Annotated in this window: 20 protein-coding genes and 1 pseudogene; 7 read left to right on the top strand and 14 right to left on the bottom strand. The window is 55.7% G+C overall.

The features are described 5' to 3' along the window. Positions 1–273 precede the first annotated feature (273 nt). Positions 274–1,473 (bottom strand): multidrug efflux MFS transporter, encoded by a 1,200-nt coding sequence (locus tag H7R58_RS05375; RefSeq protein ID WP_106928092.1) that lies wholly within the window; start codon positions 1,471–1,473, stop codon positions 274–276. Between the two features lie 275 nt (positions 1,474–1,748). Here H7R58_RS05375 and ddlA point away from each other — a divergent pair, with 275 nt between their 5' ends. Then, the gene (gene ddlA / locus H7R58_RS05370) at positions 1,749–2,849 is read left to right on the top strand and encodes a D-alanine--D-alanine ligase (RefSeq protein ID WP_106928094.1); all 1,101 of its coding nucleotides are present in this window, start codon (positions 1,749–1,751) and stop codon (positions 2,847–2,849) included. A 98-nt stretch (positions 2,850–2,947) separates the two neighbouring features. Here the strand turns inward: ddlA and H7R58_RS05365 are convergent, their stop codons facing one another. Then, complete coding sequence (locus H7R58_RS05365; protein ID WP_106928096.1) at positions 2,948–3,142, bottom strand: DUF2754 family protein; 195 nt, start codon at positions 3,140–3,142, stop codon at positions 2,948–2,950. 249 nt (positions 3,143–3,391) lie between these two features. On the opposite strand from H7R58_RS05365, the gene H7R58_RS05360 reads away from it, so the two are divergent. Next, positions 3,392–3,694, top strand: a complete 303-nt coding sequence (locus H7R58_RS05360; RefSeq protein WP_106928098.1) for a DUF2755 family protein — start codon at positions 3,392–3,394, stop codon at positions 3,692–3,694. Here H7R58_RS05360 and H7R58_RS05355 read toward each other — a convergent pair. Both H7R58_RS05355 and sbmA read right to left on the bottom strand, forming a co-directional pair. Continuing rightward, positions 3,691–4,797: a DUF1615 domain-containing protein gene (locus H7R58_RS05355; RefSeq protein ID WP_182929410.1), complete on the bottom strand. Its 1,107-nt coding sequence runs from the start codon at positions 4,795–4,797 to the stop codon at positions 3,691–3,693. The two genes, H7R58_RS05360 and H7R58_RS05355, sit on opposite strands and share 4 nt — an antisense overlap. 33 nt (positions 4,798–4,830) lie before the next feature. Next, entirely contained in the window at positions 4,831–6,054 is a 1,224-nt protein-coding gene (gene sbmA / locus H7R58_RS05350) for a peptide antibiotic transporter SbmA (RefSeq protein WP_182929409.1), read from the bottom strand. Positions 6,055–6,384: 330 nt separating this feature from the next. Here sbmA and ampH point away from each other — a divergent pair, with 330 nt between their 5' ends. Beyond that, on the top strand, positions 6,385–7,548 hold the full coding sequence (gene ampH, locus H7R58_RS05345) for a D-alanyl-D-alanine-carboxypeptidase/endopeptidase AmpH (RefSeq protein ID WP_182929408.1): 1,164 nt from the start codon (positions 6,385–6,387) through the stop codon (positions 7,546–7,548). Here the strand turns inward: ampH and H7R58_RS05340 are convergent. Further along, the gene (locus tag H7R58_RS05340; protein WP_106928106.1) at positions 7,545–8,171 is read right to left on the bottom strand and encodes a helix-turn-helix domain-containing protein; all 627 of its coding nucleotides are present in this window, start codon (positions 8,169–8,171) and stop codon (positions 7,545–7,547) included. The genes ampH and H7R58_RS05340 overlap by 4 nt on opposite strands. A 393-nt stretch (positions 8,172–8,564) precedes the next feature. Between H7R58_RS05340 and hemB the strand changes: the two genes are divergently transcribed. Then, a complete protein-coding gene (hemB, locus tag H7R58_RS05335) occupies positions 8,565–9,539 on the top strand; it encodes a porphobilinogen synthase (RefSeq protein WP_065357864.1) in 975 nt (324 codons plus the stop codon). Between the two features lie 111 nt (positions 9,540–9,650). Beyond that, complete coding sequence (locus tag H7R58_RS05330) at positions 9,651–11,357, top strand: bifunctional ornithine lipid synthase OlsF (protein WP_182929407.1); 1,707 nt, start codon at positions 9,651–9,653, stop codon at positions 11,355–11,357. A gap of 96 nt (positions 11,358–11,453) precedes the next feature. On the opposite strand, the gene tauD is transcribed toward H7R58_RS05330, so the two are convergent. The 7 genes from tauD to H7R58_RS05295 form a co-directional block, all read right to left on the bottom strand. Next, entirely contained in the window at positions 11,454–12,305 is an 852-nt protein-coding gene (gene tauD / locus H7R58_RS05325) for a taurine dioxygenase (protein WP_182934665.1), read from the bottom strand. Beyond that, entirely contained in the window at positions 12,302–13,129 is an 828-nt protein-coding gene (gene tauC, locus H7R58_RS05320; RefSeq protein ID WP_106928113.1) for a taurine ABC transporter permease TauC, read from the bottom strand. Before tauC ends, tauD begins: the two co-directional genes overlap by 4 nt. Next, complete coding sequence (gene tauB, locus H7R58_RS05315; RefSeq protein WP_106928115.1) at positions 13,126–13,893, bottom strand: taurine ABC transporter ATP-binding subunit; 768 nt, start codon at positions 13,891–13,893, stop codon at positions 13,126–13,128. Before tauB ends, tauC begins: the two co-directional genes overlap by 4 nt. A 10-nt stretch (positions 13,894–13,903) precedes the next feature. Continuing rightward, positions 13,904–14,869, bottom strand: coding sequence for a taurine ABC transporter substrate-binding protein (tauA, locus tag H7R58_RS05310; protein ID WP_106928117.1), 966 nt, complete (start codon positions 14,867–14,869; stop codon positions 13,904–13,906). 236 nt (positions 14,870–15,105) lie between these two features. Continuing rightward, positions 15,106–16,038, bottom strand: coding sequence for a homocysteine S-methyltransferase (gene mmuM, locus H7R58_RS05305; protein WP_106928119.1), 933 nt, complete (start codon positions 16,036–16,038; stop codon positions 15,106–15,108). Next, a complete protein-coding gene (gene mmuP, locus H7R58_RS05300) occupies positions 16,025–17,434 on the bottom strand; it encodes an S-methylmethionine permease (RefSeq protein WP_182934664.1) in 1,410 nt (469 codons plus the stop codon). Before mmuP ends, mmuM begins: the two co-directional genes overlap by 14 nt. A gap of 298 nt (positions 17,435–17,732) precedes the next feature. Next, the gene (locus H7R58_RS05295; protein ID WP_182929404.1) at positions 17,733–19,283 is read right to left on the bottom strand and encodes a bifunctional metallophosphatase/5'-nucleotidase; all 1,551 of its coding nucleotides are present in this window, start codon (positions 19,281–19,283) and stop codon (positions 17,733–17,735) included. Between the two features lie 84 nt (positions 19,284–19,367). Here H7R58_RS05295 and H7R58_RS25255 point away from each other — a divergent pair. Then, a pseudogene (locus H7R58_RS25255) lies at positions 19,368–19,593 on the top strand (hypothetical protein); the annotation flags it as partial. Between the two features lie 53 nt (positions 19,594–19,646). On the opposite strand, the gene H7R58_RS05290 reads toward H7R58_RS25255, so the two are convergent. Then, positions 19,647–20,768 carry a ribosomal protein uL16 3-hydroxylase gene (locus H7R58_RS05290; RefSeq protein WP_106928125.1) on the bottom strand — a complete coding sequence of 374 codons (1,122 nt, stop codon included), beginning with the start codon at positions 20,766–20,768 and terminating at the stop codon, positions 19,647–19,649. A 124-nt stretch (positions 20,769–20,892) separates the two neighbouring features. Further along, the gene (locus H7R58_RS05285) at positions 20,893–22,197 is read right to left on the bottom strand and encodes a sensor domain-containing diguanylate cyclase (RefSeq protein ID WP_227674957.1); all 1,305 of its coding nucleotides are present in this window, start codon (positions 22,195–22,197) and stop codon (positions 20,893–20,895) included. 71 nt (positions 22,198–22,268) lie between these two features. On the opposite strand from H7R58_RS05285, the gene H7R58_RS05280 reads away from it, so the two are divergent. Continuing rightward, complete coding sequence (locus tag H7R58_RS05280) at positions 22,269–22,577, top strand: ECs_2282 family putative zinc-binding protein (RefSeq protein ID WP_146145723.1); 309 nt, start codon at positions 22,269–22,271, stop codon at positions 22,575–22,577. The last annotated feature ends 77 nt before the right edge of the window (positions 22,578–22,654 follow it).

Genomic DNA, 22,654 nt, shown 5'->3' with positions numbered 1-22,654 from the left:
GCAGGACGCCAGCCCTGAAAAAATAAATAGACCAGAAAAACAGACGGTTCTATTCCCCTCTAGCAAGCACGAATAGAATTACAACATCCAGACAATTCTGCAAGTGGAACCCGCAAAAATATAATCCCCATGAATATCATGGCATTAGTTTCTTACGCAGTCAGCGAAACGTTTTGCTCGCATAATAATGCAATGCTATAGCTCAAAGTTGAATAAGAAAAGAATAAAACGAGGGAATAACGCCAGGAGAATAATTCCCTCGTCCGCACAATATTACTGTCGCGTCGGCTGCGCCCGTCGCAGCATTACCGCCAGTTGCCAAAGGTTAATCAACACAATCACCGCGGTGGCCATAAATACCCAACGGAATCCCGCCATAGCAGAAATTGACGCGCCAATTAGCGGCCCGGCCACATTACCCAGGTACATAAACGACTGGTTATAGCCAAATATACGGCCGGTCACACGCTCGCTGATATATTTAAGCAGCAGCGTCTGCACCGCGGGCAGCATCGCGCCATCGGCAAAGCCCAGAATAAAGCGCAGAATGCCCAGCTGCAGCGGCGTGGTCACAAACGACATGGCGAAGAACAGCACCACGGCGAAGGCTAGCGTACCGAGTAAAATACGCGCGGTACCGATACGGTCGCCGAGCTTGCCCAAGCGCGGCGCAGACATCAGCGCCGATACGCCGGGAACGGCAGCGATCATGCCGCTTAAAAAAGCGATATTGGTGCTGTCCGGCGACATTGATTTAATAAACAGCGCCAGAATCGGACTAATCGATCCATTACACAGCTGAATGACCATGGTGGTGACGAACAGACTGATCACCAGCCCCGGATAGGGCAACGAGGCAAACACCGCCTTGCCGCTGAGCTTCTCGCCTTTTTCCAGTACCGGCCGGGCCCCCTCTTTAATCAGGAACAGCGTGACCATAAAGCTCACCAGCAGCAAAAACGCGGTGATAAAGAACACCATCCTCAGGCCGACGTGGTCGGCAAGAAAGCCGCCGAGCAGCGGCCCGCCGATAACGCCGGTGATCTGCGCCGTCGACAGCGTACTGAGCGCCCAGCCGCTGCGCTCGCGCGGCACCTGCGAAGCCACCAGCGCCATGGCGTTTGGGATATAACCGGAGGTTAAACCCATCACGGCGCGCAGGAAAAACAGCTGCCAGACGTTAGTGGCAAACGCCTGCAGTAGAATGGCTACTGCCATCCCCAACGAGGCGCGCAGCAGCATCAGCTTGCGCCCTTTACGATCGGCAAGGCTGCCCCACATCGGCGATACGATGGCCGACACCAGAAAGGTGACGCTGAAGGTCAAGCCCGACCACATGGACAGCGATTCGTGCGAGGTGACCCCCAGCTGCGCCACGTAGAGCGGTAAAAAAGGCAAAATTTGGCTAATCGCCAGCCCGGTGAAAAAACAGCCGAACCAGACGGAGATAAGGTTAACCTTCCAGGATTCCATAAAAACGCGCGTACTTCTGTTAACGAGGACAGACTGTCAGGTTAGCAAGTTGCCCGTCTCACCGTATTGTCAGAGATGCTCAATCGATTATTTCAGAATTTTATCAGTCGATTAGCCCATTTGTGTGATTTATGTCACGAGAAAACCGCCGTTCACTAGTGACTTATCCTTAGCGTCTGCGCAAGATTTACGCCGAACAAGATGGAAAAGGCAGATACCCCGCAGCGCGCGTGGTATGTTATGTGCTTTGCGTTTGGAACGGATGGAATTAGAGAATGGCAAAGTTGCGGGTTGGGATTGTTTTTGGCGGCAAATCGGCGGAGCACGAAGTCTCCCTACAGTCCGCGAAGAATATCGTAGAAGCGATTGATAAAACGCGTTTTGACGTCGTGCTGCTCGGCATCGACAAACAGGGTCAGTGGCACATCAGCGACGCACAGAACTATCTGCTGAACGCGCAGGACCCGGCCCGTATTGCGCTGCGCCCTTCCACGACGACGTTGGCCCATATTCCTGGCCGCGAGCATCAGCAGATGATCGACGCCGCCAGCGGCCAGCCGCTCGATGAAATCGACGTGATTTTTCCGATTGTGCACGGCACGCTGGGTGAGGATGGCTCGCTGCAGGGCATGCTGCGCATGGCGAACCTGCCGTTTGTTGGCTCTGATGTTTTGGGCTCTGCCGCCTGCATGGACAAAGACGTCACTAAGCGCCTGCTGCGCGACGCCGGGCTGTCGATTGCGCCGTTTGTTACCCTGACGCGCCGTAACCGCGACAGCTTCACCTTTGCCGATATGCAGGCGAAGCTCGGTCTGCCGCTGTTTGTGAAGCCGGCGAACCAGGGCTCATCCGTCGGCGTCAGCAAGGTCAACGATGCCGAACAGTACGCCAAAGCCGTAGCGCTGGCATTTGAATTCGACCATAAAGTGGTGGTGGAACAAGGCATTAAAGGGCGTGAAATTGAATGCGCCGTGCTGGGTAACGACGATCCACAGGCCAGCACCTGCGGCGAAATTGTGCTGAACAGCGAGTTCTACGCTTATGACACTAAGTACATCGACGATAACGGTGCGAAAGTCGTGGTACCGGCGGCTATCTCCGCTGAAGTGAACGATAAAATCCGCCGCGTGGCAATTGACGCTTATCAGACCCTGGGCTGCTGCGGCATGGCGCGCGTCGACGTGTTCCTCACCGCCGACAATGACGTCGTGATTAACGAAATCAACACCCTACCGGGCTTTACCAACATCAGCATGTATCCGAAACTGTGGCAGGCCAGCGGTCTCGACTACACCTCGCTGATTAGCCGTCTGATTGAGCTGGCGCTGGAACGCCATCAGGCCGATAAGGCGCTGAAAACATCGATGAACGGCTAACGCCACCGCTGTAGGCCGGATAAGCCAAAGCCGCCATCCGGCAACCTGCGCCATCAGCCTGATGGCGCTACGCTTATCAGGCCTACCCAGCAATGCGGCTATTCTTCCCGACGACGAATAATAAACCCCGCCAGCCAGAAGCTAATCACCCACGTCACCATCCCCACGGCATAGGTTTGCCAACCCTTCGCTTCAAACCCAAGCAGGCCCACAACCCCGTTAAGAATAAAAATAAGACCAATGGCAAACGCATAGTAGTGCCAGTCGCGGCGGATTTTTACAGGCAGGTTCATAACGGCTCCAGCAGAAAAAAAACAGGATGCCATAAACCCGTGACAGCGTCTGTGGTGTGAACGGCAGTTTGCAGATGTTAAATGGATTTAACGTTAAGCAAAAGGGGGAAATCGGCGAATCGGCGGGCAAAACCAGGAATATTCCTGCTCAAAATTTACCATAAATCCGATATTGACAACCGCCGTCTGCTGCCACACTGAACTCAGCAACCCGCAATCGTCCGTATTTATGTCATTCTGGGGGTCCCAATGACAGATTTCACTTTGTCAAAACTCATGTTCAGTGGGAAGAAAAAGGCATCCTCCGCCTCCGGCAATCTGGCGTACGTACTGTTCGTACTGCTCTGTTTTTCGGTGGGGGCTCAGCTGCTGTCGCTGGTGCTGCACGCGCCCGGTATTTATGAGCACCTGATGCAGATACAGGACAACGGCCGTCCGCGCGTGGAAATTGGGCTCGGCGTCGGCACGCTGTTCGGCCTGGTGCCGTTCCTCGCAGGCTGCGCCATCCTTGGCGTGGTGTCACTGGTGCGCCGTCTGCGCCACCACGATTAGCGGATCGCCATACATCTGGCGCGACGTTCGTCCACCCGTTTAGCAAACCACGCCGTGGTTAGCTGGCGGGTGATTTTCGGGCTTTCCAGCTGAATCCCCGGCAGCATCTCTCTGGCCAGCGGTTTACCGGCCTTCTGCTCGGCAATCTTGTAGACGCCTTTATACAGCGCGGTCGTTTCAAACGCCTGGCTGTCGCCTTTTTGCAGCTGGCGGTGGATCTCGCTGTTGCTCAGTGACAGCTTATCCGCCAGCTTTCTGACCGCCATCTCCGTGCTGCCCGCCTCATCGCTACCATAGAGGATCACGTCGCCGTCCAGCGCCAGCTTCACGCCGGTCGCCTTACTGACCGCGTACTGGAACGCGGCGTTGCGGCTGGCGTACCAGCCGGCGTTAAAGTCGGCAAAGCGGTAAATCGGCGCCGTATAGTTAGCCGGATAATTCAGCAGATGGTATGTACCAAACCACAGACCGCCGCGCAGGGAGAACACTTCCTGGCGTACGGTGCCGCTCATTTTCCACGGGTAGTTGTCCTGATGCTGCTCGGCAAACGCAATGCTGACCTGCATCGGGCCGCCGGTGTGTACCGGGTTCAGCGAGCCAAACAGCTTCTGTCCCATTGGCACCATGCCGATGAAATCATCAAATATCGCGCTCAGCTGCTTTTCGGTTTTCACGTTGTCCAATCGCTCGCTGTAGCTTTTGCCATTCGGCGAGTTAATTTTCAGCGCGGTGTGTACCAGAAAGACCGGAATATGCATCTTCTCTGCCCGCCGGTCGATCTCCTGCCAGGCTATTTTGCTAAGGTTCGGCACCGCCGGGTCGGACTGGTAGTTCGACTCCTGCTGCGCCACCGCCAGCACCGCACAGATGTTTTCTTCCGTAGGTACCAGCTTCTGGCTGTCGAAGGTTTTCGCCAGCGCCTGCGCCCAGGCATCCCTGTCCTTTACGCTGGCCGGCATTTTTTGCCGCACGACGCTTGCCACATCAACCGGTTTTTCGCCCTCTTTCAGCGTGGGCGCCTGCTGGCTGGTACAGGCGCTTAATAGCGCGGCAGCCAGCAGGGTAAGAGAAAACGAACGGTACCGCGTTGTGGCTATCGCCATGGGCTATCCTTATCAAAAATAAAGGGTTATCGCTTAGCTCTGCGGCTGAACGACTTCATCCGGCAGATCTTTATTATCCAGCTCTCGCTCGAAGCTGCGCAGACGTTTGTAGATGGACATCAGTTCCACCAGCGTGGTCCAGGAGCTGATCAGGTACTGGAACGATCCGCGTACCTGACCAAAGACGTTGGTTATCTGCGTCATCAGTCCGAGCGTAATCGTACCGGCAACAATCGACGGAAACAGCAGGAACAGGCCGAAAACGTTATCGACCTGCAGGTACAAAATGCGGGCGATGTTGAAGTACATATAGTGGAAATAGAGGCGGAAATAGTTGCGGCGCACCGCGCTGAACAGCTCGCGTACGGTCGGTGGCGTCGCGCGAGTGGCGTCATCTTCACCGTAGACCAGCTCTTTACGATAAGCCGCTTCGACGCGCTGATTTTTAAAGTTCAGCCCTGGCAGCTTAATCCCCACCACCGCCAGCATCCCGGTCCCCATCAGCGACCAGACGATCGCGGCAATCACCAACCCATACGGGACGTGGCCGACAATCGGCAGGTCCGGTACGTGCGCGGAAAGCGACACCAGCACCGGCAAGAAGGCAATCAGAGTCATGATGGCATTGATAAAGCTGGTGCCCATATCCTCCAGCGTCGAGGCGAAGCGCATGGTGTCTTCCTGCACACGCTGGGCCGCCCCTTCAATATGGCGCAGGTGCTGCCAGTGGGCCATGTAGTGTTCGTTCATCGCGGTACGCCAGCGGAAAACATAGTGGCTCACGAAGAAGTTGTTCAGCACGCCAATCACGACGGCAATCAGCGCAATCCCGAGGAAGATACCGATCTCCTGATAGAACTGATTAATCGATACCTTGTTCGGCGAAGCCAGCGCGGTCTGGATCAAATCGTAGAACGGCGCATACCAGGCGTTGATGGCAACCCCCACTTCGACCATAAACCAGGTTACGAAGATAATCAGCGCAGTGCCCAGAATCGACCAGTACTGCCAGCGGTGCGGGCTGCGGATAAACCAATAGCCGGCAAACAGCGCAACGCAAATCAGATAGTAGGCGTAGAACACAAGGTAGTTCAGCGACCAAAAGCGCGCAGCGCTAATCGGCACATCGGCACTTGCGCCGGTGAGACGCAGCAGCCAGCTGCCGCCGCCCGCCTGCCAGAAAATGACCGCAATCATTGCCCAAATAAACGCCGAGAGAAAAAAGGGTCCCGGCTTGGGGAAAAAAGACTTAAACATAGTGCTCTCCTGCTTACTTCTTATGGTTTTGCTTTATGCTGTGACAACAGAATACCGCTACGGATCGTTTTTACCGTAAAGAGGTATTAAGCAATGTAACGTGCTATCAGACCGGAAAATGTCGCCAGAGTTCGCCGGCGGTCGCTGTCACTATCATACGCGCCGGATCACAAAAGTGCGTATTCACTGCGATGAATAATCAGCGTATTTACGCTCGGTTACGTTTTTCCCGCTATCATACCGATTTATGGCGCTGTGCCTGATGCCGATTCGCGGTATTTTTAGTATAAATACGCGTTACTTTCCCATTTCAATTCATGGATGCTTCCGTTGAAACGTAGTCTGTTTTTTTCTGCCGCGCTGTGCGTGGCGTCATTGACCTCGGTGCAGGCTGCGCAACCCCAGCCCCTCACCGCTCCCGCGTTTGCGTCCGATATTGTTGACCGCTACGCCAACCATATTTATTACGGTAGCGGCGCGACGGGCATGGCGCTGGTGGTGATCGACGGCAACCAGCGAGTGTTTCGCAGCTTTGGCGAAACCCGGCCGGGCAACAACGTGCATCCGCAGCTCGACTCGGTGATTCGTATTGCCTCACTGAGCAAGCTGATGACCAGCGAAATGCTGGTTAAGCTGCTCGACCAGGGCGTCGTGAAGCTTGACGATCCGCTGAGCAAATATGCTCCATCGGGTGCCAGCGTTCCAACCTATAACGGCACACCGATTACGCTGGTGAATCTGGCGACCCATACCAGCTCCCTGCCGCGCGAACAGCCCGGCGGTGCGGCGCATCGCCCGGTTTTCGTCTGGCCGACGCAGTCTCAGCGCTGGAGCTACCTGTCGACGGCAAAACTGCACGCCGCGCCGGGATCGCAGGCCAGCTACTCTAATCTCGCCTTTGACCTGCTGGCCGACGCGCTGGGCAACGCCGCGCACAAGCCGTATCCGCAGCTGTTCGAAGAGCAAATCACCCGCCCGCTGGGCATGAAAGACACCACCTTTACGCCGTCGCCGGACCAGTGTGGCCGTCTGATGGTGGCAGAGAAAGGCGCCAGCCCGTGTAATAACACGCTGGCGGCAATGGGCAGCGGCGGCGTTTATTCAACGCCGGGCGACATGATGCGCTGGATGCAGCAGTATCTGTCATCCGACTTCTACCGCCGCAGCAGCCAGGCTGACCGCATGCAGACGTTGGTCTACAAGCGCAACCAGCTGACCCGCGTGATCGGCATGGACGTGCCGGGCCACGCCGACGCGCTGGGCCTGGGCTGGGTCTATATGGCGCCGAAAAACGGTCGCCCGGGTATTATTCAGAAAACCGGCGGCGGCGGCGGCTTTATCACCTATATGGCGATGATTCCGCAGTCTAACGTCGGCGCGTTTGTGGTCGTCACCCGTTCGCCACTCACCCGCTTCGTCAATATGAGCGACGGAATTAACGAACTGGTGACCGAACTGAGCGGCAATAAAGCCGACGTCATTCCCGCCTCTTAATATTCCAAAGGCAAACGCGTGATGCCCACGAGTTTGCCTTTTTCCATCTGGATATAGTCGCCCTTGCGCAGCGCCGCCAGCACCTCGGCAATAACCGATCGCGAAATTCGAGTACGCTGCTGAATATAATTCAGCACACCAATACGTGAGCGTAAATTATCGTCCCAGCCGAGCATCATCAATAACGTCTCGCGGATCTGATGATAATGATTAGCGCCAATCAGCTGCTTATCGCGCAGCTCCAGCAGCCGGGTTTGCCAGGCCATCCAATAAAAGGCTTCTCGCCACAGCTGATAGCGGTCGAGACACTGCAGCGTCTCTTTTGCCGGCAGGGAATAGCCCCGGCATTCGACTTCGGCCGTGAGCGAATAATAATGATGAATCGGGCTAGCCGCCGCCGCGAGACCAAAGATTGACGGCCCCTGGACCACGCCAAAGAGAATCGCGTGGTTTTGCCGATGCAGCGACACCGCGCCTTTTTGCAACACGATCGTCGTGTCGCTCAGCGATTGCTCATCCGACAGCAAGCGCTGCCCCGGCATCAGGTTAAAGCTCACGCCACGCGGCGCCAGATGTTTATCCAGCGTGACAAACTCGTCATGCGGCTTGGTTAAATAAGGCATATTTGCGATCCATGCAATGACACCCATCTTCGTGACGGGCATAGCGTTCTAATCAATACAGAAAACAGTCCGACTCTGTATGCTCAAGGTCCGAAAAAGCACCTGCTCAACATAATAAAAAACTTTCACTCTGAGTACAGTAAAAAAAATCAAAAAAAGGTTTCAGTCAACGTTATTTCGCCCCCAAATCAATAATGTAATAAATATTAAAAATACATTCAGGTGAAGCAATAGATATTAATTATTTATGTTCCGCAAAAGGCGTTAAGGAATAACGTCATGCCTCCGATGCCCGCCGGGCCGTACGTCACGTAAAACCACCACTTTAGTAAAACATCTTCTCCCTGATTCGGTTACAATAGACGTCCTTGTTTCACAAACATCAGGCATACCATGACAGACTTACTCCATCGCCCCCGCCGCCTGCGCAAATCCGCTGCGCTGCGCGCTATGTTTGAAGAGACAACACTGAGCTTAAACGACCTGGTGTTGCCGATCTTTGTTGAAGAAGAAATCAACGATTACAAAGCCATCGAAGCCATGCCGGGCGTGATGCGCATTCCAGAAAAACATCTGGCGCGCGAAATTGAACGCATTGCTAACGCCGGTATTCGCTCGGTGATGACCTTTGGAATTTCACACCATACCGACGATACCGGCAGCGATGCGTGGAAAGAAGACGGTCTGGTGGCGCGCATGTCGCGCATCTGCAAACAAACCGTGCCGGAAATGATCGTCATGTCCGACACCTGCTTCTGCGAATACACATCGCACGGCCACTGCGGCGTGCTGTGCGATCACGGCGTGGACAACGACCTGACGCTGGCCAACCTCGGCAAACAGGCGGTCGTAGCCGCCGCGGCGGGCGCGGACTTTATCGCCCCTTCTGCCGCCATGGACGGTCAGGTGCAGGCCATTCGCCAGGCGCTGGACGCGGCGGGCTTTACCGATACCGCCATTATGTCCTACTCCACCAAATTCGCGTCTTCTTTCTACGGCCCGTTCCGTGAAGCGGCGGGTACCGCGCTGAAGGGCGACCGTAAAACCTACCAGATGAACCCGATGAACCGCCGCGAGGCGATCCGTGAGTCTCTGCTGGATGAAGCCCAGGGCGCCGACTGCCTGATGGTCAAACCGGCTGGCGCATACCTTGATATCCTGCGCGATATCCGCGAGCGCACCGAGTTGCCGATTGGCGCCTACCAGGTCAGCGGCGAATACGCGATGATCAAATTCGCCGCCCAGGCTGGCGCCATTGACGAAGAAAAAGTGGTCCTCGAAAGCCTTGGCGCCATTAAACGCGCGGGCGCGGATCTCATCTTTAGTTATTTCGCCCTCGATTTAGCCGAAAAGAAAATTCTGCGTTAATCCCCTTAACGCCCCGCTTTGCGGGGCGTTTTGTCATAAAACGTCACCAAACCGCCATCTAAACGACATCTCGCGCTTCTACTGTCACAGCAGGACAGAGGAGGAGCCGCTATGTTTAGTCTCGACAACGTTATCGACGACCTGTGGCCGGAAGCAAGGCCTGCCCCCTGGCAAAAGAAAATACTGCGTACGCTGCTGCATGAAGCCGAATTTCAGCAATTCGCCGACCTCCATCGCCACCTGAAGGGGCTGGATACGGTCGAGCAGGTGCTGGAGCACCTCAATATCCACTGCGATATCCCGGTACGTAGCCTGGAACAAATCCCCGAGCAGGGCCCGCTGGTGATTATCGCCAACCACCCTACCGGCACCCTCGACGGCCTGGCGCTGCTCTATGCCGTCTCCCGCGTTCGCCGCGACGTTAAAGTCGTCACTAATCGTATGCTGACCCATCTTGGGCCGCTGAGTTCGCTGTTTATCCCGGTGGATAACATCAATGGCCGCACCGCAAAATCGGCGCTCCAGCAAATGGACAACCAGCTGCACAACGGCGGCGTGCTGATCTTCTTCCCAGCCGGCGAAGTTTCGCGCCTGACGCCTCGCGGTATCCGCGACAAAAAATGGCACTCGGGATTCATCAAACTGGCCGCAAAATACCGCGCCCCGCTGCTGCCCGTGTGGATTGATGCGCACAACAGCGCGCTGTTTTACGTCAGCGCACTGCTGTCTAAAAATCTGCCGCTGCTGCTGCTCATGCAGCAGATGTTCCGGCGGCGTAACAGCCGTCTGCCGGTGACAATCGGCGAACAAATTAGCGGATCTGAGTGGTTTAACGCGCATTCCACCCCGCGCGAGATGACCGAGCGCTGCTACCGTCACGTACAGCGCCTCGGCAAGGGCCTGCCGGGGGTGTTTAAAACCGAAAGCGCCATCGCCCGCCCGGAGCCCCGCGCTCTGCTCAAGCGTGAACTGAGCCAGGCGGAATGTCTGGGACGCACCGCGGACGGTAAGGCCATCTATTTGTGGCAGCGCAACGGCCAGGAAGAGGCGCCGCTGCTGCGCGAGCTGGGCCGGCTGCGTGAGATTGCCTTTCGTGCCGTAGGCGAAGGCAGCGGCAAGCGCCGCGATGTGGACGGCTATGATGATGACTATCTGCATTTGATTCTGTGGGATGAAGACGATCTGGAAATTGTCGGCGCCTACCGCTTTATGCCCACCGCGATGCAGCTGGAAAAGCGCGGCCTGGAAGGCATCTACAGCTACAGCCTGTTCCACTACGATCGACGCATGGACGACATTCTCCAGCACGGCATTGAGCTGGGGCGCAGCTTTATTCAGCCGCGCTACTGGGGCCGACGCGGGCTGGACTACCTGTGGTCCGGCATCGGCGCCTACCTGGCGCGCTACCCGCACTATCGCTATCTGTTCGGCCCGGTATCGATTTCCGGCGGCCTGCCGCCGTCGGCGCGCGATCTGCTGGTGGCGTTTTATCGTCTGTGGTTCCCGGCCACGCATCCGCTGGCCGAATCGCGCCGTCCTTACCCGGCGTCGCTACCCGACGTGCTGGCGCAGTTTGGCGGAGAAGACTACAGCGACGATCTGACGCGGTTGAAATCGCTGCTGGGCAACCTCGGCTGCGCCATTCCACCGCTCTACAAACAGTATTCAGAAGTCTGTGAACCCGGCGGCGTACAGTTTATCGATTTTGGCAGCGATCCGGCGTTTAACAACTGCGTGGATGGGCTGGTGCTGGTGGATTTAACCTATCTGAAGGCGAATCGGTATCAGCGGTATATCGGCGCGCATTTAGGTTTGTAGGCCGGACAGGGCGTTTACGCCGCCATCCGGCACGGTGCCGTATTATGCCGGATGGCGCTACGCTTATCCGGCCGACAATCGGCGCCTGTCAGGAACTCACGGCGCACGATAAAACGGCTTATCTCCCAGAATGGTCGCCCGGTGCATAATGCGTCGCTGCGGCAGATAATCGGCGTTGGCGTAATGCTGCGTGACGCGGTTATCCCAAATGGCCACGTCGTTCGGCTGCCAGCGCCAGCACACCTGAAACTCCGGCTTCGTCACGTGGGCAAACAGGAAGCCCAGCAGCGCCTCGCTCTCTTTCTCCGTCACATCAACAATTCGGGTAGTAAAGCCTTCGTTAACGAACAGCGCCTGCTTGCCGGTCACCGGATGCGTGCGCACCACCGGGTGTAGCAGCGGTGGGTGTTTTGCCACCGCCTCCAGCCAGCGCTGGTGCTCCTCTTCGTTTTTACGGTATTTGTATTCCTGGAACGATTTACGGAAGTCGTGCTCAGCGCGCAGACCGCTCAGCAACGCCTGCAGCGGCGCGGAGAGCGCCTCAAAGGCGGCAATGCCGCTGGTCCACAGGGTATCGCCGCCGGTAGATGGCAGCTCCTTCGCCGCCAGAATCGCCCCGGCAGGCGGCGTCTCGATAAAGGTGACGTCGGTGTGCCAGTTATCGTTATCCGGCGGATTATCGTCGTGGGTATCCAGGACAATAATCTCTTCCACGCCCGGCGCATGGGGATACACCGGGTGAATATGCAAATCACCGAAACGCTGGGCCAGCGCGCGCTGCTGTTCGGGGGTAATCTGCTGCTCGCGCAAAAAGACTACCTGATGGCGCAGCACGGCGTGGTACAGCTGTTCAAACTGATTGTCGCTCAGCGGGCGGGTAAGATCCGCACCGGAAACCTGCGCGCCGATGTAAGGCCCCAGCGGGGTTATCGCCAGACGTTCACTCATTGTACTTCTCCATGCCAGGGGGTCAGGCGACGCTGAAGCGCACGCAGACCCAGTTCCAGACCAAAAGCGATTATTGCAATAACGGCAATACCTGCCAGCACCACATCGGTCGCTAAAAACTCCCCGGCGGATTGCACCATAAAGCCCAGGCCGCGGGTGGCGGCAATAAGCTCGGCGGCCACCAGCGTCGACCAGCCAACGCCTAAACCAATGCGCAGGCCGGTTAATATTTCCGGCAGTGCCCCCGGTAAAATCACCCACCACAGCACCTGCGCGCGGCTGGCGCCCAGCGACTGCGCGGCGCGGATACGCACCTGCTGCGCACTCTTCACTCCCGCCAGCGCCGACATAGCGACCGGTGCGAAAATAGCCAGATAAATCAGTAAGATTTTCGACGTTTCGCCAATACCAAACCAGATAACCATCAGCGGCAGATAGGCCAGCGGCGGCACCGGGCGATACAGTTCGATAATCGGATCGAGGATCCCGCGTACGGTCGGGCTTAATCCCATCGCGATGCCCACCGGGATCCCGACGATCGTTGCCGCCAGCAGGGCCACCAGAATCCGTCCCAGGCTTGCCGCCAGATGCTGCCACAGCGTGGCGTCCATAAAGCCCTGCGGGCTGGCGATGGTCAGCAGCTTAGTCAGTACCTGTACGGGCGATGGCAGAAACAGCGGGCTTATCAGCTGCGCGGCCGCCACCGCCCACCACACCACCAGCAGCACCGCCAGGGTGAGCACGCTCAGGGTCAGATGGCGCGAAAACGGCCAGCGTAGCGCCAGCGCGCGCTGGCGCGGTTTATCGTTAATCACCACGCTCATGAGAAGGCCTCCCGTTGTTCAAACACCCGGCTCAGCACGTACTCGCGCTGTTCAATAAACCGCGGGTCGGATTTAATGCTGCGGCAGGATTCACCGGCCACAAAGCGGCGGGCGAAGTCGAGCGGCAAACGTTCCAGCACGCGACCCGGCCCCGGCGACAGCAGAACCAGCTCGGTTGCCATAAACACCGCTTCTTCAATATCGTGGGTAATCAGCAGCACTTTCTTACCCGTCTCATGCCACAGCCGCAGCAGCAACGTCTGCATCTGCTCGCGGGTAAAGGCGTCAAGCGCGCCGAACGGCTCATCCAACAGCAGCAGCTGTGGGTTGGCGGCCAGCGCCCGGGCTATGCCAACGCGCTGACGCTGGCCGCCGGAGAGCTGCCAGATAAAGCGTTTTTCCGCGCCTTCCAGCCCGACCTTTTTCAGCATCTGCGCCGCCGTCTCGCGGCGTGCCTCTTTGTTAACGCCTGCCAGCTGTAGCCCTAATGCGACGTTATCCTGCACATTGCGCCACGGGAGAAGGCCCTCATTCTGAAAGACCACACCGCGATCGGCTCCCGGCCCGCTCACGCGTTTTCCGTCGAGGATGATGCTGCCGTGCTGATACGGCACGAATCCGGCAATCAGGTTCAGCAGCGTCGTTTTGCCGCAGCCGGACGGGCCGAGCACGACCAGCAGCTCCCCGCTGTCCAGCGTGAGATCGATATCCTCCAGCGCCGGTTTGCCGCCGTACTCGGCGCTGAGATGCGAGATTTGCAGCATCATGGCCTCCTTACTTCACAAAACGGTCGGTCACATACTGGCGATAATCGCCCGCCACCGCCGGGACTTTGCCCTGCTCTTTGAGGAACTGCGCGGTGTCGACGATGGCTTTGTTGACCGGGCCATTCAGCGCCTGCGCCTGCTGTTCAGCGGTCAGATAGGTATTCCCCTTCACCAGCCCCGGTACGTCCGATGCCGGTACGCCGCTCAAACGCGCCAGCTTGTTGATATTGTCCGGCTGCGCCAGCCATTGTTCTGGGTTATCGATATAGCCGCGCTGGGCGTCAATCGCGCTTTTGGCGAAAGCCTTCACCACGTCCGGGTGTTTCTCAGCAAAATCTTTGCGCACCACCCACACGTCAAGCGTCGGCGCGCCCCACTCGCCGACCTGCGACGAGTCGGTCAACACGGTGCCGTCTTTTTCCAGCGCATTCACCGCCGGTGCCCACACGTAGGCGCCGTCAATGTCGCCACGTTGCCAGGCGGCAATAATCGCCGGCGGCTGGAGGTTGAGAATTTGTACCTGACCAGGCTTGATGCCCCAGTGTTTGAGCGCCGCCAGCAGGCTGTAGTGGGTGGTAGAAATAAACGGCACGGCGATGCGTTTACCGATCAGATCTTCCGGCTTCGTTATCCCCTTTTTCACCACCAGCGCTTCAGAATTGCCCAGCTTTGAGGCCAGCAGGAACACCTCAATCGGTACCTGCTGGCTCGCGGCGACCGCCAGCGGGCTGGAGCCGAGGTTGCCAATCTGTACGTCGCCGGAGGCCAGCGCGCGGACGATGCTGGCGCCGCTGTCAAACTTGCGCCAGTCCGGCTTCGCGCCGCTCAGTTTTTCGAAGGTGTTGTCCGCCTGCGCCACTTTGGCGGGCTCGGCGGAGGTTTGATAAGCGATGGTGACGTCCACGGCCTGCGCCTGGAAGGCCAACAGTGCCAGCGTAGCGGCGATAACGGTGAAACGCGATGCGATTGCCATAATGTCCTGCTCCCATGTCTTGTTATATGGGCAGTATTTATTGGCGTGGGGTGTTTGATAAAGGAATTAAAAATGCTTGTTAATTCCAATTCGTTTTTAGAAGAAAAATGGCAAAGGATAGTTTGTAGGCGGGATTCACTGTGGTCATGTAGGCCGGATAAGGCTATGCCGCCATCCGGCTATCTGCGCCGGAGCGCCTGATGGCGCTGCGCTTATCAGGCCTACGTGTACTCAGTTCAGCAATGGGCTTTCAGCGCCGCAATATCTTTTGGCGTGGTGCGACAGCACCCGCCAATCAGCTTCGCTCCCGCGGCCAGCCACTGCGGCAGGTAGCCTTCCAGCGTGGCGCAGGCCTCGCCGTGGTGATGCCAGGTTTTGCTCACCGCATCGTAGTGCTCACCTGAATTCGGGTAGACCACCAGCGGCAACGGCGTCTGGCTGTGCAGGTATTCCAGCGCATCAACGGTGTTTTCCAGCGCGATGCAGTTAATACCTACCGCCAGAATTTGCGGATAGTCCGCCAGCAGCGCAATCACGTCACGTATCGGCGTGCCGTCGCTAAGATGCTGCGCATCGCGCAGGGTGAAAGAGAACCACGCCTGAGCCACCGGATACTCCGCCAGCAGCTGCGCCAGAGCGCGAATCTCGTCAAACGATGGCAACGTTTCACAGGCCAGCAGGTCAACGCCCGCCTCCAGCAACGCCTCAACGCGCGGGCGGTGGAAGTCCTGGAATACCTGGGCACTGCGCTGATAATCACCGCGGTACTCCGAACCGTCCGCCAGATAAGCACCGTAAGGCCCAACGGAACCGGCAATCAGCAGCCCTTTCGCCGTCGGATCTTCAGCCTGATAGGCATCGCGTGCCTGGCGCGCCAGCTCGACGCTTTTGGCAATCAGCGCCCGCGACTGGCTTTCATCCAGCCCGCGAGCGGCAAAGCCATCCGGCGTAGCCTGGTAGCTGGCGGTGATGGCCACCTGCGCCCCGGCGCGGAAGTAGTCGAGGTGTACGTCATAAATCAGCTGCGGGTTTTCCATCAGCACTTTTGCCGACCACAGGCTGTCTGCGAGGTCGCATCCGCGCGCCTCCAGTTCGGTGGCCATTGCACCATCGAGCAGTACAAACGGGCGATCGCTCAGAATGGCGGTTAACGGATTATTCAGCGGCATGCTGCGGCTCCTGTTGGGTCTGACGTGAACGCGTTAAGTAATAGGCACCATAGCACAGCGCCACAAATGGAATCCCGCACCACAGCGCAATACGCTGCGACGGGTCAAAGGCCAGCCCCAGACAGGCCACGACGCAGAGCACAAACCCGAGCACCGGTACCGCGGGGTACCACGGCGCGCGATAGTGGAGCTCGCTCAGCGCTTTGCCCTGCTGTAAGTGACGGCGGCGGAAAACAAAGTGTGAGGCGCAGATGCTAATCCATACCGCCACCACCGCAAAACCGGAAATCGCCGACAGCGCCACAAACACAGTATCCGGCGCGACAATGCTGGAGAACAGCGCCAGCAGGCCGCCGAGCATACTCACCGACAGCGCCACCAGCGGCACGCCGTTTTGCGTCACCCGCGAGAAGCAGCGCGGCAGCGTCCGTTCGTTGGACAGCGACCACAGCATCCGCCCGGACGCGTACAGGCCGGAGTTGGCCGCCGACAGAATCGCCGTCAGGATCACGAAGTTGAAGATATCCGCTGCGTAAGGAATACCCACTTTCTCAAATACCAGCACGAATGGGCTTTTTTCGACCCCTGCCTGCTGCATCGGGATCAGCGCGGCCAGCACGAATACGGTGCCGATAAAGAAAATAATTAACCGCGCGATGGTGGTGCGAATCGCCACCGGGATCACTTTGTGCGGGTTCTCGGTTTCCCCGGCGGCGATACCGATAAGCTCGGTGCCGGAAAAAGCAAAGTTGACGGCTACCATGGTCATCAGAATCGGAAGCCCGCCGTGCGGGAACCAGCCCTCGGCGGTGAGGTTATGCAGCCCCGGCGCGGGTGAACCGTCCTGCATCGGGATAAACCCAAAGATAGCCGCGCCGCCCAGTACGATAAACGCGATGATGGTAATCACCTTCACCAGCGAGAACCAGAATTCACCTTCGGCAAAGAAGCGGGTCGAGATAACGTTAAGGCCGAAAATCAGCACGCAGAACAGCAGGCACCAGATCCACACCGGCACCAGGGGGAACCAGTACTGCATACAGAACCCGGCGGCGGTAAAGCTGGAACCCAGCGCAACCGTCCACGTCAGCCAGTAGAGCCAGGCAACGGTGTAGCCGGTTGCCGGGCCAAGATAGCGCGACGCGTAAAGGTGAAACGCGCCCGTTTCCGGCATGGCCACCGACAGCTCACCGAGGCACTGCATCACCAGCCAGACCACCAGCGCGCCAATAAGATAGGCCAGCAGCGTACCTGCCGCGCCGGTCGTCGAGATGATATAGCCGGTATTAAAAAAAAGCCCTGTGCCAATCACGCCACCCAGCGACAGCATAATCAGGTGGCGGGTTTTCATGGTGCGCTTGAGCTGCCCACCTTGTTGTTGTGTTGTGTTTTGCATTATTACCTTCTAAACGTATGGACATCTAAACATCCAAATCAGAAGGCAGTTATACAACGATTGTGTGTAAATTGCAAAACGGCCAACGACGATCGACTCAAGCAAACGATGCAATCCATAGAATGGATTGCATCATCAAAATTGAAAGAAAGACAATAATTAAATTATTGATATCCCATTATTACAGGATTGATGGGATATTGCCCCACAAACATATCATAGGACATTTAAATAAAAGAAAGATAAAAAATAAGCTTCTATTTTCCCTTCATATTATATTTTTATCACCAAGCCAGTATTACTTTAATGAACTCACATCCGTCACCCTCTTTTCAAGATCGGGTTTTACGGGGCTATACGTTTTGACATAATCAATGATTGACTCTGCAGAGGTCGTGCCGCTAATTGTTTTTACATTTTTTCCATTTAAAAATGACTCAAAACCATCGCCGCCAGTCGCACAAAATGAGTGTGTGACAACTCGATAAGTTTTCGTTGATTCTATAGGTTGATTATTAATAGTAAATTTAATCAACCGATCGCCAAGAGGTTTTTTGCTATCATATTCAACATGCACATTTTTTGACACTTGCAAAACACCATTGGTGAGGTTGGTTGCATGAATCATTAAATTGATGAGATCTTTTCCAGTCAGATCCATTTCAACCAGTTCGTTATTAAACGGGAAGGTTGTAATAATATCACCGTACTTTAAATTTCCTTGTGGAAAATCAGCGCGCATGCCGCCACTGTTTTGGAATCCTGCGACAGCATCCGGTGCTTTAGCCATCATAGCATCGAGAACTAAGTTACCAACGGGCGATGATTCCCCATAAGCACGAGTGAATGGCGCGGTTGCCGACCCAATAATCTGGTCAGTGATGTTTTTTAACTTAGTATTCCACTCATCAATCTTAGCTTGCACTTTTGGATCGGGTTTATATTCATCAGCAAACACGGTGATTAATTTACCGCTGTAGCCATCAATTTTTTTCGTCTGAGGGTTAAAATCCAACACTAACTTACCAACATCGGTACCATACGCATCCGTTGACACAACCAGCGTGTTATTGACTTTAATGGGTTCGGGAGTGCCCACATGAGCGTGTCCTGTGATTAGCACATCGATACCTTCAAATTTCTTTGCGGTATCGATATCGGCTTGCAGCATTCTGGCTACGTCTTTACTTCCATAACTGGATTGGCGCGCTGGTGTCCCTTCGTGGATAAGCAGTACAATGATATCAACCTTACCTTTTAATTCATCAAGCCCTTTTTGGATATAAGGCCTTTCATCACGAGCTTCCGAGCCAGCATAGGCCTTAGCCGCGACCGTATCATAAAATGCAAATTTTTGATGCACCCCTATTACGCCAATTTTTATGCCATCTTTTTCGACAATCGTCCAGGGTTTATTCCAGACCGGCTTGTCACTATTCGTATAGAATACATTCCCCAGTAAAATGGGAAAGTTCGCTTTTGATAACTGCTTAACCATGTTATCAACGCCATGATCAAATTCGTGGTTGCCCACTGATACCGCATCAAAAGGCATTGTATTCATTATATCAATAATTGCTTCACCTTTGGTCAGGGTACTGATATAGGGCCCAGTAAAATAGTCTCCCGCATCAAAGAAAAATACATCTTTACTTTCTTTCCTGGCATCATTAACGAGGGTCGCAATATTAGCAAAACCACCTACTGCACGCGCCTTGTCAACGGCAGGAATTTTTCCTGGAGAAACATGAGCATGGAGGTCATTGGTATAATAAATAGTCACATTCTTCGCACAAACCCAAAAAGGTAATGCGAGTAGAATACCGGCAGTCAGTGCCTTTATTTTCATAGCGAGTTCCGTTCAGTTATATAAAGGTTTGTTAATTTACATTCAGAAAGGTTTTTTTATGTGCGGCTGTTCACACATCCAGCCATGAGCAATAAGGTAAAGTCAGCAACCTACCAAAATCGTTGGTGGGCTGCGTCAACTTTATTTATTAATACTGGTAAGACATTCAGCTGCCGTAATTCAGGACTACCGATATCTACATCGGCAGATGCCAACTGGCCAATATAGACTGGGGTATCCTGCATTACACTGCCGAGCGTGCGGGCGCTATTCAGCTCTGTTTGATGAACAGCAATTTAGTGAATGGTTATATCTCTCTTTCGGGGTGAGGGTCCTCCCCTCCCCCCCCCCGAAAGCCTGGGCTTACTCGTCGAAGAACCAGTAGCCCTGGTTAATCAAATCCGTCAGCTCAGCAATAAACGCCGGGTTCGCCAGCGCTTCACCGAAGTGGGATTTATCCAGTTCGGTATAGCGACACAGCGCATCTGCGGCCTGCGGCGCGCAGGTTTCCAGCTTCTCGCTATTAATAAAAACGCTATCGCCGACATTCAGCACCCGCAGACCGTTGAGGCGACGCAGCGTTTCTCCCGCTTCCAGCGCCGTCGCCACCTCTTCTGGCGTATACGCAGGCTCCGCAGGGGCAATATCCAGCTCATGGCGCGGCGTCGTCACAAAACTGCCAAACCACTGTTTAAAATCGTTCGGCTGGCGGATCATATCGATCATCATCGTGCGCAGACGTTCAAGCTCATGGTCTTCCACTTTACCCACGTGTTCACGGCAGGTGAGATCCGGATCGGTGTAGTATTTCTCGCCCAGATCGTTCTCCAGCACGTAGTCGGCAAAGCTGCTGATCAGCTCGCGACCGTTCGGCCCGCGGAAGCCGACGGAGTAGTTCAGCGTGTCTTCGTAGGTATAGCCGTCGTGCGGGAATCCTGGTGGAATATAAAGAATGTCGCCCGGCGCCATTTCTACGTCGATAATGGGGGTAAACGGCTCAACGTGCAGCAGGGCCGGATGCGGGCAGTGCTGTTTTAACGGCAGCGCATCACCCACGCGCCAGCGACGGCGCCCCATCCCCTGAATGATAAACACATCGTACGGGTCGATGTGCGGCCCAACGCCGCCGCCCGGCACCGAGAAGGAGATCATAAGGTCGTCCAGCCGCCAGTCCGGCAGCGCGCGGAACGGGCGTACCAGCTCGGCAGAAGGCTCGTGCCAGTGGTTGACCGCCTGCGCCAGCAGCGACCAGTTTTTCTCCCCCAGGTGGTCAAAATCTTCAAACGGGCCGTTACTCGCCTGCCATTTGCCGTCAATATGGCTCACCAGTCGGCTGTCGACTTCCATTTCCATGGCCAGACCGGCCAGCTCGTCAGGCGTAATCGGGTCGACAAAATTCGGGAACGCATTTTTTAACACTACCGGCTGCTTCTGCCAGTATTTTTCCAGAAACTCCGGCCAGTTAAGGTTGAGTTGATAAGCCATATTTTCATACCATCAGTAGAGGGGTAGCCCTGATTATAAAGAGGGCTACCCGGCATCCGCCTTGTGATGAATCAACTGTGGATGCACACATCGCCGATGTCTTTGCGCGCATGGCTCTCGCGGCTTATGCCACCGCCACCCGGTTCCTCCCCTGCTGTTTGGCCCGGTACAACGCCGTATCGCTGCTGCTGATTAGCTCGGCGGCAATATCCGCAATTTGCTGAATGCTGCAGACAAACTGCGGAGAGTCCCAGGTCATGACGCCGAAGCTAATGGTCAGCACCCCGCCAATCGGGCTGGTTTTGTGATCGATGGCCAGCGCCATAACCCGCTCACGCAGCCGCTCGGCCACCGCCTGTGCGCTTTCTCGCGTGGTATTCGGCAACATAATCAGAAACTCTTCACCGCCGTAGCGGCTGACGCAGCCATCGGGCCGCAGACCGCCCTTCAGCGCTTCGGCGACGGCTTGCAGTACCCGGTCTCCGGCCTGATGGCCGTAGGTGTCGTTATAGCGTTTGAAAAAGTCGATATCCGCCATACACAGCGACAGCGTGGTGCCTTCTCGCTGCGCACGGGTGATTTCATCGCTGAGCCGGGCGTCCATATAGCGACGGTTGAACAGGCCGGTCAGATGATCGCGCTCGGCGTATTGCAACAGCGTCTGGTTGGCACGCGCCAGCTGCTGCTCCGCCAGCTTGCGGTCAGTAATGTCCATCCACGCCAGAGAGACGCCCACCACGTTGCCATCCGCATCGTTCACCGCCATGGGTTTAATGTAGAAATAGCGGCCCCGGAACAACACCTCTTTACTGGAAATCGCCTCACCGGCGTCAAGCTGCATAAGATCCTGCTGCAACAGCTGATACCCTTCCGGCATAAATGCGCTGAGATTCGTGCCGATCAGCGCCTCTTCCGGCGCACAGAGCAGCGCCCCCATCGCGCGATTGGCTTTCGTCAGCATGCCGTTACGGTCAACCACGCACAGCGCCAACGGCGTATTCTGATACAGTGATTCGAGCTGCAGCACGCGTTCGCCCAGCCGGGAGATGTCGCGATCGATACCGCGATAGCCGGTGAGCTTGCCCTGGTCATCAAACAGCGGCATCCCGCTGGTTTCAATAATCACGATACTGCCATCCGCCCGCTGATTGCGGTTAATCAGGCCTGAGAAGGGCTTTTGTGACGCAAAAATATCGCTTAACGTTGCCGTTAGTCTCTCCCGCTCAACGGGCGCAATGAAATCGAGCGGCGTACGTCCCAGCACCTCTTCAGGCCGATAGCCAAGCAGGTGGGTCACCACCTCGGAGACCCACACATAGCGCCCCTGCGCATCCACTTCCCACACCCAGTCGGTGTTATGATTGAGGAGATCGGCCAGTTTGCCGTCATCCCTCTGATTCTGCTGCACGGACGGCTTCGCCATTGTCATTCACACTTCTCCCTTGGTGCATTCGGTTGATAAATTGCTCAATAATTAATCATCGCGTCAACCAAAACATAATGACTTGTTATTTAATCGCCCCTAAGACTTTAACGATTCGTGCGCCTGCATTATTTTATAACAAGAATAAAGGAGCCGAGCCTGTGATTTCAATTCAATATTTGTGCCCAAAATGCGCCGGTATCACGGAAATGACTAACATTGATAAAATTAAAAACGCAGAAGATCAACATCCAATGCGTTGCCATCACTGCGATGCCCCATTTAGTAAAGATGCGCTTATCAAATTTGCCCGCCAGAAAGCAGAGGAAATGATCGGTGAAGCATTAATGCAGTTAAAAAATGTATCTATTCATAAAGATAAGTAAAAACCAAAGCGCTTTTACTCTGGTCTATTAATATTAGCCATCATACTCAAGAAATATTTTTGTTTTTCTGGTCAGAC

This window comes from Klebsiella sp. WP4-W18-ESBL-05 (genome assembly GCF_014169075.1).
GTDB lineage: Bacteria > Pseudomonadota > Gammaproteobacteria > Enterobacterales > Enterobacteriaceae > Kluyvera > Kluyvera ascorbata_B.
This window is presented reverse-complemented; position numbering and strand designations above follow the sequence as displayed.